This is a genomic window from Enterococcus mundtii (assembly GCF_013394305.1).
Lineage (GTDB): Bacteria > Bacillota > Bacilli > Lactobacillales > Enterococcaceae > Enterococcus_B > Enterococcus_B pernyi.
Map to the genome: position 1 here is coordinate 321,239 of NZ_AP019810.1, position 13,493 is coordinate 334,731.

Annotated in this window: 11 protein-coding genes; 1 reads left to right on the plus strand and 10 read right to left on the minus strand. The window is 37.9% G+C overall.

Annotated elements, in window-relative coordinates:
- Positions 1-269: 269 nt before the first annotated feature.
- From HZ311_RS01535 to HZ311_RS01550, 4 genes are all read right to left on the minus strand, one after another.
- Entirely contained in the window at positions 270-1,283 is a 1,014-nt protein-coding gene (locus tag HZ311_RS01535; protein WP_010735208.1) for an RnfABCDGE type electron transport complex subunit D, read from the minus strand.
- Positions 1,280-2,551 (minus strand): electron transport complex subunit RsxC, encoded by a 1,272-nt coding sequence (gene rsxC, locus HZ311_RS01540; RefSeq protein WP_178946443.1) that lies wholly within the window; start codon positions 2,549-2,551, stop codon positions 1,280-1,282. Before rsxC ends, HZ311_RS01535 begins: the two co-directional genes overlap by 4 nt.
- 523 nt (positions 2,552-3,074) lie before the next feature.
- Complete coding sequence (locus tag HZ311_RS01545; protein WP_023519838.1) at positions 3,075-3,971, minus strand: 6-phosphofructokinase; 897 nt, start codon at positions 3,969-3,971, stop codon at positions 3,075-3,077.
- Positions 3,972-4,567: 596 nt separating this feature from the next.
- Positions 4,568-4,825 carry a hypothetical protein gene (locus HZ311_RS01550; protein WP_023519839.1) on the minus strand — a complete coding sequence of 86 codons (258 nt, stop codon included), beginning with the start codon at positions 4,823-4,825 and terminating at the stop codon, positions 4,568-4,570.
- Between the two features lie 1,106 nt (positions 4,826-5,931).
- Here HZ311_RS01550 and HZ311_RS01555 point away from each other — a divergent pair.
- Complete coding sequence (locus HZ311_RS01555) at positions 5,932-6,390, plus strand: helix-turn-helix domain-containing protein (RefSeq protein ID WP_023519840.1); 459 nt, start codon at positions 5,932-5,934, stop codon at positions 6,388-6,390.
- 49 nt (positions 6,391-6,439) lie between these two features.
- Here the strand turns inward: HZ311_RS01555 and HZ311_RS01560 are convergent, their stop codons facing one another.
- The 6 genes from HZ311_RS01560 to infB all read right to left on the minus strand — a co-directional run bounded on the left by HZ311_RS01560 (position 6,440) and on the right by infB (position 13,483).
- Positions 6,440-7,291, minus strand: coding sequence for a GRP family sugar transporter (locus HZ311_RS01560; RefSeq protein WP_023519841.1), 852 nt, complete (start codon positions 7,289-7,291; stop codon positions 6,440-6,442).
- A 10-nt stretch (positions 7,292-7,301) separates the two neighbouring features.
- Positions 7,302-8,087 carry a glucose-1-dehydrogenase gene (locus HZ311_RS01565; protein ID WP_010735201.1) on the minus strand — a complete coding sequence of 262 codons (786 nt, stop codon included), beginning with the start codon at positions 8,085-8,087 and terminating at the stop codon, positions 7,302-7,304.
- Positions 8,088-8,277: 190 nt separating this feature from the next.
- Positions 8,278-9,222, minus strand: a complete 945-nt coding sequence (gene ribF / locus HZ311_RS01570) for a riboflavin biosynthesis protein RibF (RefSeq protein ID WP_062805094.1) — start codon at positions 9,220-9,222, stop codon at positions 8,278-8,280.
- A gap of 7 nt (positions 9,223-9,229) precedes the next feature.
- Complete coding sequence (truB, locus tag HZ311_RS01575) at positions 9,230-10,153, minus strand: tRNA pseudouridine(55) synthase TruB (RefSeq protein WP_023519843.1); 924 nt, start codon at positions 10,151-10,153, stop codon at positions 9,230-9,232.
- 507 nt (positions 10,154-10,660) lie between these two features.
- On the minus strand, positions 10,661-11,008 hold the full coding sequence (gene rbfA / locus HZ311_RS01580) for a 30S ribosome-binding factor RbfA (RefSeq protein WP_010735198.1): 348 nt from the start codon (positions 11,006-11,008) through the stop codon (positions 10,661-10,663).
- A 24-nt stretch (positions 11,009-11,032) separates the two neighbouring features.
- Entirely contained in the window at positions 11,033-13,483 is a 2,451-nt protein-coding gene (gene infB / locus HZ311_RS01585; protein WP_023519845.1) for a translation initiation factor IF-2, read from the minus strand.
- Positions 13,484-13,493 lie beyond the last annotated feature (10 nt).

The window sequence follows — 13,493 nt, forward strand, 5'->3', positions numbered from 1 at the left end:
TCTTTTTAGCTGTGATTGGCTATCGTTCTAAACAGGAAGTATTCTTTTATTTTTGATGTTAGGTACCTTTTGTTTTAAGACACTATAAAATAACGAACGATATCCATTTGTAGATTAGCAGATAAATAAATAGTTTGGCACTCAATAATTTCATTCACAGGTGAAATTATTGAGTTCTTTCACAAAAAAAATAGTTGAGCAACAGTTTTACCTAAAAAGACCCGACTAAATTTCTCTAGTCGGGTAACAGTCCTATTCCTTATAAATTATCACTTGAAACTTGATAATCCTTTTCTATTTTCTTTATCAATCATCGGGGTTATCTTAAACTCTTTTTCACTATACACCCGATGCATCGTCCACTGATCAATGAATGGTACCGCTAGATTCATGACAACAATCGCTACGCCGATCCCCCCTGGCAAATCTAAGACGATTCTTAAAACAGCACATAGTAAACCACAGCCGATAGCGAAATAATACTTCCCTTTATCGGTTGCAGGTGAAGTCGTATAGTCTGTTACCATGAAAACAGCTGCCATGATCAATGCTCCACTAAGCAAATGAGCTGTAGCAAAGCTAAAATTAAACCCACTATAAATTAAAATCGCTAGATAGAAAGAGCTTAGGGTCAACAGAGGAACGAATGGATGGATGATTTTTCGCACGATCAAATAGCCCCCTGCAATCAATAAGAGCAGTTTACTTGTTTCCCCCATTGGACCGCCTAGATCAATCCCTAAGAAAAGTTTCCACCATTCAGGTGTGGTCGCGCTGATTTCTCGAGAAAAATGAGCAAGTGCCACAAGTGGCGTCACAGTAGTGATCACATCTGGTCCTGGTGCGATCCAATTGGTGATCCAAGGAGATAAAAAGAGCTTTAGAAGGACTCGTGCTGCTACTGCGGGATTGATCCAGTTCCTTCCTAACCCGCCTCCTAGATGCTTTACAAGGACGATAGCAATAAAGTCTCCGACAAGCACTGTCCATAATGGTGCACTAGTAGGTAATGTCAAAGCTAACAGCCAACCTGTGATCACAGCAGTCAAATCATTGACCGTGATCGGTTGTTTACTTACTTTTTGGATAACCCCTTCAAGTAATACACATGTGAGGATACTGGTAATGATCATCACTAACGAACGCCAACCAAAAAAGTAAGTAGCACCAATCGTTGGAAATATAAGGGCAATCAATACTTGTTTCATTTTCCATTGGCTTGTCCAATCATTACGGATATGCGGACCATTGATCGTTCCGTTTCCTAGATATTTCGTACTCATCCTTTTGCCTCCATGATCTGATTTTTTACTGCTCTGATATCTTTTAATAAATTGATTTTTGAAGGACAGATAAATGAACAAGCACCACATTCTAAACAATTCAACGCGCCTAACTGTTCGGCTGTCTGAAGATCCTGATGACGGTACGCTTGACTGATCAAGATCGGATGTAGACCGATTGGGCACGCATTCACACACTCGCTACATTTGATACACTTTTGTTCCTTGGGGATCATTGCCTCTGCTGCAGACAATGCTAAAATCAAATTAGTCGTTTTTGTGACTGGTTCATCTAATGATTGGATAAGTTTCCCCATCATCGGTCCACCATTCAATACCTTAAGAGGTGACGACACAAATCCACCACAAGCATCAATCAATTCCTCTACTGGTGTGCCAATTCGTACTCGTAGATTTTTTCCTTCTTTGATCGGTGTACCTGAAACTGTTACTACCCGTTCGAAGGATGCGACCTGCTTCAACGCAGCACTAAGAATACTATGTATCGTCGCTACATTCAAGGTGATCACTCCGACATCAAAAGGGAGCTTGCTTTTAGGTATTTCTTGAGATAATACATGCTTGATCACTAATTTTTCCGCACCTTGAGGATATAGATTCCCTAGAATATGTAACTGGATTCTTGGATCAATCAGATGTTTATGTAAATGTTCAATCACTTGTACAGATGATTTTTCGATCGCAATCCTTGCTTTGGGGATTTGATAAGTATCCAAAATCATTTGTTCAGTATCTTCAATCAATAATCTTCTATCACTAGTAATGGATGGTTCACATTCTGCTGCGTTAATGATCAAGGTATGGATCTTTTGTTCTTCTTTAGGTAGTAGCTTTAAGTCAGTTGGAAAACCAGCGCCTCCCATCCCTACAATTCCTGCATTCGCGACGATATTATGTAAAACTTTGTTTTTTGTATGTAATAATTCCATACGGTCAGAAAAGTCATTTTCTATAATGACCACTTCAGTCGACCGATGATTGACCATGCGGTTCTCGATTTTTTTTACGACTCCTGCCACTGAACTATGTACATTGGCAGATATTGGTCCATCTTTTTCTCCGATGAGTGTCCCAATTGCCACTTTATCGCCTACTTCAACAACGACTTTAGCAGGTTTTCCAAGATGCATAGACATTGGTAAAATAATTTTCTTTGGTGGCGTTAGTTTCTCGATGGCTTGTTGTGCTGTATGTTTGTTTTTATCAAGATAGACGCCATTCAACCTTTTTTTTACTATTAATTTCATTTTCATTCTCCTAACGATAGATAAAAAAGTAATAAATCAAACCGATAGCTACTAAAACTAATTGCAAACCTAATCCGATCCATTCATATTTTTTTCGATAACTAATTTTTTTCATTTCTCCCCCTAGAATAACAATTGTTTTTTTATATAAAACAGTTGTTTTATTACTCGAATGAATATGAACAAAATAGTATATATTCGCCCAAACTCTACTAAAGAAAATGATTTATAAGTGAAATATTTTACTATTTCCGTTTATATAAAAGTAAATAAAATAACTGTTTTTCACAAATATAATAACATTATATAACGTAATATAAAAGATTAATTTATAAAAATTTTTATCTTATCTTTTTTACTAAATGACAATAACAAAAAAAACTAACTCATGTGTTGCTTTGAGTTAGAATTTTTTATTGATTTGCTTGCGAGAAATAATTTGAAGGGTTACCTTTTTGCCAGATCCGGATTACCGAAAATTATTTCGTGGAACGTGACATTCTATCCTGTAACAATCTGCTTACTAATAGTTACTCCACCGCTTGTTTTTCACATTTTGATGATAAGGACTTTGTTCAAACAACACCTTCCCATGTGAGAAATACAATTCAGCGTCTAAACATTGCCTGTCGTTAAGTAAATCAGTTATGACATTCGCTAATTCAATTACCGCAATTCGATCAAACGCGGTGATCATCGACTGTCCAATGGCTAAATTATCTAAAACAATACTTCTATAGTCGGATAATGTGGGACAAAACGTTTCAACAAAAGAATCGATTGAACTAACTGAACGGTTCAATAAAAAATGCATAGGATGGCTATTCATATGTTTCAAAAGATATTTTTTATTATTCGTTAAATCAAGTTGATTAGCAATACAAACATCGATTTCATTTGTCAAAGATAGTTCTCTTGTGACTTTACCTGTGATGGTATCGTCAATTTGGATGAACGTTACTTTTTGATGAGAATGTCCAGTATCGACTATCCGATCAATCACTTTTGTTACGCCGTTGATAAATGTATCTGAACCTACTGTATAGTCACCACTTGGATAATCAAGATAGTTGGATACTGGTACAGTGATTACTGAAAGTCCATGGCTACGTAGCTCATTTGCAAATACAACACTCGAAGTCCCACCTAATAATACGAAGGAGTCGTAATTTGCCTCTTTGATCAATTGAATAAATTGATAGTTTACATGGTTAGTTTCTGAACATAAATAGGAACAATCAAATAAATGCCAATTATTTATATTTTGATCCAACTTTGTTTGGATATATTGTTCTTCAGAAAAATTGATTGCGAATAATTCGATTTCTTGTTCAGGTATGGAAAGCACAAGCTGTTCCACTAATCGCTCTCCCCCTTTTACATAGCCTTCTATTGATAAAATCCCAACTTTTTTCGCCATATTCTTTTCCCCTCACTGTATTCTTTCATTGAATTTCTATACTAAGTTAGTTCCAAGAGCTATCTTCCTCAGTCAGTAGTAATTTCTCATGCCGATCAAATAAATAGCAGCCCTATGTAATCGGTATCATTTAATCGTAAAAGTTTTCGAAAAGTCACTTAATTTTGTGATTTCCATAGGATAAACATAGTATCTTTCCGCTGTTTTCTATTTAAGTAAAATATACCATATTTATTCCAATATAGCATAGAGGTTTTTTTATTGGTAGAAAAAAGTATAGGAATACTAAAATAATAGTAGCAATTGCGACAGAACAAATTATGATATTTTTGTCTCACGGCAACACCTAGAAAGCGAGAAAGACAAAGACATTTCTTTTATTGGTGATCATCGAATCAGGCTTTGGATCTGTCTTCAACAAAAAAATAGACCGCAAGTGTGACTTGCAGTCTATTTTTAACGTTCGATAACTCAAAATAAAACAGCTTTAAACTTATTGTACCTCCAGCTGTAACATGTATATTTTATTCGTAGCAACAATTAGAGCTGTTTCATGTTGAATGATCCAACATAGAGTTAGATAATGTGCTTTTCATTTAACAAACAATCGATCGCTTCGACAAATCAGTTAAAAAATTTTCAATAAATAAATCTGTTCCTTCTTTTGTCAGTTCATTCGCGTGACTAAACTTTTCTTTTACTTTTAATTTGATTTCTTTGATGGTCTGTTCCTTTGTCAGAAGATCGAAGATATATGTCGCTACTTCATTCTCCAGTAGAAAGATTCCCTCATCTGATGACAAGTAGATTGTATTTCCTAATTTTTCATAAGCGATCGCTTTGTTTAACTTCATTTCTTTTTCTTCCTTTCCTATAACTCCATAACCAATAGTTCTACTATTGATTGTCTTCTTTTAACAGCAATTCTTCGAAATTGATGGTGTTCTGAATATTACTTCACTTGGACTGCCTTTTCAAAAGCATTAACCGTATTACTTGTTCTTATTCCTTATTCCAAAGATAAGAGTTCCTTTATTCTTGGCGGGTGATCGATTCTTGCATTTACTTTACATCGTAAAATAATCAAATGCGAATAAGTAGTAGTTTTCATCTCAAAATGGTATGTATACACATAAGATTCACTATATAGATAAGGTTTATCCTTCTTATCTGATCTTGGTCATCGTTAACTTACAATTGATTATTGTGAGGCAAATCATAGACGAAATCATTTGCCTCACAATATGGGGATTTTTAGGAAACTAAAGTTAGTCTGTACAAAAAAGGGGAGTTTTTTAGTGTACTAACTTCGTTTCTACCATAAAAAAGAACGGTGTAAGCTTTGGTCCATTTGCTAATCATCTAGAACAACTACATGACTTCACTTTGGTATACGGTCATTTAATGTGCTTAGAGACTCTTCACAGATCCTTTGAGCTAACTATCACTGTCCTCCTCTCTAGTATTTAGGAAAAAATTTCATTTTTTTTCCTAACATTAGTATAACGCGATTAATGTAAAAGTCAATATCTTTGTTAGGAAAAGTTAGGAATAAGTTTATTTTTATTAAACAGCTTATTCGTACTGTTTTCATGGATTGCAGGATTTTAGACACTGAATTAAGAAGTAACTAGCTATCCTATATTGAAACACTCACAAATTTTAGAGAATGTTTTAGAAAAGGTTTAGGCGGATTGTTTACAGACTTGATATTTACCTTATCGATATTTTGCAAAAGTTTAAAAACATAACAATAATCTTCAAAAATTATGGTTTTAATGCTTTATATTGAGTATAATAATTTGAAAGATATCCTTATTTTTTCTCTATTTATTTATTATTTTACGCTATATTTATATAATTGATAGGCAAATCATAATAGCAAAAATCATTTACCTAACTCGTAAATGGTACTAGTTATTTGTTTCTATCATTCAAGAAAACGGAGGAAGGAAAACTGATGAAGAATTATTATTCAGTCAATGAAGTTGCAGAGATTCTAGGAGTAACTACTCGTTCTGTACGAAATTATCTACGCGAGGGAAAACTACAGGGGATAAAGGTTGGAGGAAAATGGAAATTCTCAGAAGAAAATCTGTCAGAGTTTCTACAGTTCTCTCTTAAAAACAAACCAAGCTTCGTAGGAACTGACCAACCAATAAATAGTGCAGTAGTCCTAAAATTCTACCTTCAGTACGAAACGTTGGAGTCATTGCACCAATTTAGAGATTGTATGATCAGCTATCATCAAGATGTTTATTCAAATAAAGAAGATCGTTACTTTTTTTATAATGTCTTAGATGATACCTGCGCGGAATTTATCATTAGCGGGAATTTTAACTATGTTCAAAGTTTTGGTACTTGGTTTAATGAAGCTGTTTTAAAACGAACGGATATCTCATTGACCGCACCAAAATAAAGCAGTGTAAGACATTTTTGTTAGTCGATGTCTTACATTGCTTTATTTTTTAAATCAGCACAGTAATCATACTACCCCCGACAATCAAGGCTAACCCGATCAACGTGTATCTTAATTCTTTTTTGCTCTTCTTTTCGTGCAAAATAACCATACCACCTAATGTTGAGATCACTACGTTCAGTTGTGTGATGATATAGGCAGTAGCTACTCCATTGGCACTAGCTGAAAATATATAAGCAAATGCGGCTAAACTAAAAATGACTCCGACGATCGTCGCTTTCCAACTTTTTCCATCTCCGTACGCTTTTGGTTGCTTCAAGACGACGTAAATAGCCGCGGCTAAGAAAACACCTAACATTTGTGGAAAGAAGATAGCTACACCATCTGCATTGACTAATTTAGGTAATGCACTGTACACCCAATAACCAATACTCGTAGAAGCAAGAATCGAAATTCCTTTAGTTATTCCACCTTGTTTACTTCCCCTATCAGTTACTGCTGTTAGTGCAGAACCAATCACTAGCAAGACGATCGCTACTCCACCAATCACTTTCCCTGTTGTTCCTGACCATTCGCCAAAAGCAAAAACACCAATGAGTGACGTTCCAACAAGCTGCATCGCAGTGGAAATAGGCATTGTTTTGGATACGCCGATCAAATTGAACGTCGTATATTGTCCGATTTGGCCAATGACCCAAAACGCCCCAGATAAAAGACTGATCAAAAATGTAGTAATCGAAATACCACCGGGTGACATGAACAATTGAACAACTAGACCAACGAGTAATGCCCCAATACCTGTACCCAATATTTCATTGGTGGGACGTCCACCGATTTTTTTCAAAACCAGTGGTTGGATTCCCCAGCCAATCGCTGGTATTAATGCAATTAAGATTCCCATCAATCAATCCCTACCCTTTCCCACCTTGAAATGAAGGATAAAGCGTCATACCACCGTCTACAAACAACGTGATACCTGTAACGTAGCTTGATTCATCTGAAGCCAACCAAGCAGCCGCAGCGGCGACTTCACTTGGTTTTCCAATGCGTTCCATCGGGATCATACTTTCTGTTGTCGCTTTTTGCTCTGGATCATCAAACTTTTCGGCATTAATCGGTGTTTTGATCGCTCCTGGTCCGATACTATTGATACGTATTCCTTCAGGCGCATACTCCATCGCAACACTTTGAGTGAATAGTTTTACCCCACCCTTTGAAGCGGCATAATGTGAGAAGGTCGGCCATGGGATTTGTTCATGGACAGAGGAAAGATTGATAATACTTCCTTTTACTTTGTGTTTTTTGAAATAATTGATCGCGGCTTTTGTTCCTAAAAACACGCCAGTAAGGTTGACTTGCATCACAGTTTCCCATTCTTCCAAGCTTAATTCGTGCGTAGGTTTTTGGTTTTCAGTGCCAGCATTGTTGACCCAAACATCCAACTGACCATAGGCTTTTATCGCTTGATCAATCAAAGTCTGCACGCCTTCTTCTGTTCCTACATCCGCTTTGACAGCTAATGCTTGACCCCCAGCTTCTTCAATCGCTTTAACTGCTTCTTCTGCTCCATCAGCATCCGAATGGTAATTTACAACTACTTTCATCTTCTCTTCTCCAAAACGCTGAGAAATGGCTGTACCGATCCCTTTGGACCCACCAGTCACTATAGCTACTTTCTGTTCTAATTCTTTATACATAGAAGACACCCTTTCTTTTATCACATTAATAACAGATATTTTAAAACATTCGTTATTAGCTATAAAGACAGTGTACACTACGCAGTGTAGGTGAAAGCAAATCATACGCACTAAAAAATTCTTTCCAAAAAAGAAAGCCCTTCAGTTATCCTGATTGGGCTTCTTCCTTATTCTCGAATACTACATTTGCTTATTCAACATGTTCAAAAAAATCAGCAGTTACTCGTTCGTCTGCTTTTAATTGCTCGATCAAAGCTTCTGCTCCATCAAACTTCACTTGATCTCGGATAAACTCGTGCCAACGAATGTAGACATGTTCACCATAGATATCTTGATCAAAATCTAGAATATACAGTTCGACTGTCAATTCACGTCCATCGCCAAATGTATCATTATGTCCGATTGATCCCATCGCTGGGTACCACGTCTCACCGATTTTGATTTCACAAACATAGACCCCCACTTTTGGTAAATGAACGGTGCTTTTAACTTTGACATTGGCTGTCGGAAATCCTAATAAGCGACCACGTGCGTCCCCGTGGATGACCACACCGTCGATTTCATAAATATATCCTAGCAAATGGGCCACACTCGCGACATCTCCAGCATCCAAGTCTTGACGAATCCGTGAAGAACTGATTTTTTCCCCTTCTTGTTGCTCTTTTGGTACAGTGACTACTTCAAAGCGACCTTTTGCATAACCTGGGAGATGAGGGACATCCGCAATTTCTTTTGGACCATACGTATAGTCAAAGCCAGAAACGGCATACTTAGCATTTAGCCCTACAATATATTGATCAACGAAATCTTGAGGGGCTAAGTGAGCAAATGCAGAAGTAAATTCAATTTCGTAAAGATAATCGATCCCAAGTTCTGCCATTTTTTCTTCTTTTTGTTCTAACGTAGTCAAGTATTTGACGTTACTTGGATTGATTTTTTTAAAGACGATTGACGGATGTTGATTAAATGTCATCAATGCCAATTTCAGACCCTCTCTTTGAGCAATTTCTCGCCCCGTTTCAATCACTTTCTGATGTCCTAAATGAACTCCGTCAAAGAAACCTAAGATCAATACGACGTCTTCTTTCGGAATTTGAGAAACTTGATAAGGGTGTCTGATTTTGATGATTTCCATTTTTACATTAAACCTCATTTCTTAAAACTTTACTTGGTTTTAACTTATTTTTTTCTTTTGGATTTGGTTGGTAGATACTCACTACTTTTCCTTGATAAAAAAGGGCAATTTCTTCTGATGGCATCTCGGATAGACCGAATACTTGGTAATCTAAGCGCATACCATTCTTGACTTTCTGCCACACTGTTTCATCGATATCGACCTGTTTGAACTTTGCTACACCCGTTTCAATGGGTAATAAATACTCTTCGATCGTACCATTCTCCATATATGATACTACTTCAGCTAAAGTAATTGCTTGGGATTCATCCATGCCGGCACTCGCTGTTCTCGTCAAATCTGACATATGCGCAGGATAGCCTAGCTTACTCCCCGTATCTACAGCCAACGTCCGAACATAGGTACCTTTGCCACATTCGACTTCAAACCGCCACGAAACGGTCCCTGCTTCTTTTGACCAGAGGATTTCACTTGTTCGTTCAAAACGATAGATCTGTGCCTTGCGAACAGGTCGTTCCACTGTCTCATTATTTCGAGCATATTCATATAAACGTCGACCATTGACTTTCACAGCCGAGTACATCGGAGGAATCTGTGTGATCTCACCGACAAAAGCAGCCATTGCTTCATCTACTTGCTCCTCTGTCAATGCTTCGGTGACAGCTCGTTGTTCAACGATTTCACCTGATTTGTCTTCAGTCGTCGTACTGTAGCCAAGTGTGATTTCTCCTTTGTAGGTCTTCCCCGAATCCGTCAGATATTCAATGACTTTAGTGGCTTTACCAATACAAATTGGAAGAACACCATCTACATCAGGATCTAATGTCCCACCATGTCCGATTTTCTTTGTATGTAAAATTTTTCGTAATTTGAATACACAATCGTGGCTAGTCATGCCGCGTTCTTTCCATAAAGGTAATAAGCCTTCCATCTTTTGTTCTCCATTCTTTTAAGTATTAACTGAATTATTATAACACATCGGATCAAAAACTGACGGGATTGATCCTTAAATGTACGATTATTTTGTTTTAGAAACATAAACGTAACAAAAGTTCACACTGTTGTAAATAGAAAGGTGGTATTCTTTTTGTAAAGGAGGGAGCACCTATGGAAAATCTTTTCTTTGCACCTTTTGATTGGTTATACGGATGGTTATCTGGTAGATGATCGGATGATTCTTTGATCAGTCAATTCTTATCTTTTGCTTTTATGATGAAACATGTTTTCCCCAAAAGCGGACAATTCAGCGATGATCATCTGCTACGAATACAACGAAAAAATTCGAAAATGGCTCCTTTTATTTTTGGATTCTTTCGTTGTATTTTGTTTGGCTCTCTAGTGTCGAATGAAAATAGACAAAAAAAAAAAACAGGGAGGATACAGTTATTGTATCCTCCCTGTTCGACCATTGATACGAACGATTTAACTCGCTAGAACATTAGTCTTTGTTTAAATTACGCAATAATTCATCGATATGATTACCATAGACAACTGATTCGTCTAGCTCAAACGTCAATTCAGGTGTTTTATAAATGCTCATGTTATGTCCTAATTCACGACGAATCAGTCCACTTGCTTTATTCAACCCTTCTTGCGCTTTTTTCTTATCTGAGGCTAAGTCAGATAAGAGGCTATAATAAATCGTTGCTTGTTGCAGATCACCCGTGACATGCACATCTGTGATCGTTACGTTTTCCACACGTGGATCACGTACCTTTTTGCGTAAGATATCATTCACTTCTTTTAAAATTTCTTGACCGACTCTGCGGTCACGATAGTTAGCCATAATGAGCGGCCTCCTTTTTTTAAATTAGTCGACTTTGATTTCTTCCATGATAAAGCCTTCGATAACATCGTCTACTTTAAGATCATTGAATTTCTCTACCATTGCTCCACATTCAAAGCCCATTTTCACTTCTTTGACATCGTCTTTGAAGCGTTTCAAGCTTGCTAATTGTCCTTCGAAAATGACGATGCCATCACGAATGACACGTACGCCGCTATCACGACGAATGTAACCATCAGTGACAAAGGCACCAGCGATCGTTCCGACTTTTGATACTTTGAAGGTTTCACGGACAGTCATTTGACCAGTGATTTTCTCTTCAAATTCAGGATCTAGCATCCCTTTCATCGCTGTTTCGATTTCTTCGATGGCTTTGTAGATGATACGGTGAAGACGGATATCCACTTCTTCTGTATCTGCTTGGATTTTCGCTTGTGGTGTCGGACGAACATTGAAACCAATGATGATCGCATTACTTGCCGCAGCAAGCGTTACATCACTTTCATTGATTGCTCCAACAGCTGAATGGACGATCTTGACACGTACGCCTTCAACGTCGATCTTCTTCAATGAAGCAGCTAGTGCTTCTGCTGAACCTTGTACATCAGCCTTGATGATGACATTGACTTCTTTTAATTCGCCTTCTTTTAAGCTTTCAAACAAGTTATCTAATGTCACACGGCTAGTTGCTGCACGTTGTTCTAACATCGCACGTTTGCCACGTTCTTCACCCGCCGCACGAGCTGTTTTCTCATCTTCAAAGACAACAAAACGATCGCCTGCTTGAGGTACATCATTCAATCCTGTGATTTCAACTGGTGTTGCTGGTCCAGCTGTTTTTTCACGGCGTCCTAAGTCGTTGACCATTACACGTACACGACCATATGTGTTTCCGACAACGATTGGGTCTCCAACATTCAATGAACCTTGTTGAACAAGTAATGTTGTCACAGGACCTTTTCCTTTGTCTAATCGTGCTTCAATCACTGTACCGATCGCACGTTGTGTTGGATCAGCTTTCAAGTCTTCCACTTCAGCGACTAAAAGAATCATTTCTAATAGTTCTTCGATGTTTTGACCGAATTTCGCTGAGATTTCTACAAAAATCGTTTCGCCACCCCATGCTTCAGGAATCAATTCATATTCACTTAATTCTTGCATCACATGTTGTGGGTTTGCACCTGGTTTATCGATTTTGTTGACTGCAACGATGATTGGCACACCAGCTGCTTTCGCATGGTTGATCGCTTCTACAGTCTGTGGCATTACGCCATCATCGGCGGCAACAACTAAAATCGTGATATCAGTGATACTTGCACCACGCGCACGCATACTTGTAAAGGCCGCATGTCCTGGTGTATCCAAGAATGTGATTGGTTTGCCATCAATATCGATTTGATACGCACCGATATGCTGTGTGATACCACCGGCTTCTCCGCTTGTTACGCGAGAATGACGTAAGGTATCGAGTAAAGTTGTTTTACCATGGTCAACGTGTCCCATGATCGTAACAACTGGAGGACGTGAGACTAATTTTTCTGGATTCACTTCATCCGCTTCAAAGAATTTGTCAATATCCGCAATATCTACTTGGATTTTTTCTTGTGGTTCCATCCCGTAGTCTGTTGCTAACAATTCGATCGTATCTTTATCTAATGCTTGGTTTTGATTGACCATCACGCCTAGCATAAATAATTTTTTAATGATCTCTGCTGGTTCGCGGTGAATTTTCTTCGCGATATCTGCAACATTCATACCTTCTGTATACTCTAATACTTCAGGTAACTCACGGAATTTACGTGGTGGAACTGCTGGCTTGTTTGACGTTTGTTGTTTGCCTTTTTTTCCTTTTTTGTTGAAACGATTGCGGTTGTTATTGTTGAATTTGCCGCGATTGTTATTATTGTTTCTATTTTGGCCGCCGCCTTGGTTTGCTCCTTGACGGTTTTGGTTACTGCCCTGAGTGCTTCCTTGGGTAGAGCCTTGGCGGTTTTGGTTGCTACCTTGGCTGTTTCCTTGGGTAGTTCCCTGACGGTTTTGGTTGCTGCCTTGGTTGTTACCTTGGCGATTTTGATTATTGTTTTGAGTAGATCCTTGACGGTTTTGATTGTTTCCACCTGTCTGGTTACTCTTATTCTGATTTGTTGATTGGTTTTTTCCTTGATTCACTTGACCGCTCCCTTGACCGCGATCTTGATAGTTGCGGTTACTTTTATTTTTTTGTTGGTTCGATGGTTCGTTTGTTTTCTTTTGGTTACTTGGCTGTTGTCCGGCTGGTTTTTGGTTTGCTTTTTGTACTGGTTGCTTTTTCTGCTGTGGTTGGTTGAACGCTTGTTGCAGTTTCTTTTCATCTTGTGTGCTGACCGCACCCATGTGATTTTTCACATCGATTCCAAGTTTCTGCGCTTTATCAACGACCTCTTTACTAGACTTGTTCCATTCTTTCGCTAGTTCATAAATTCGTTTATTGCCCATGCAATCACCT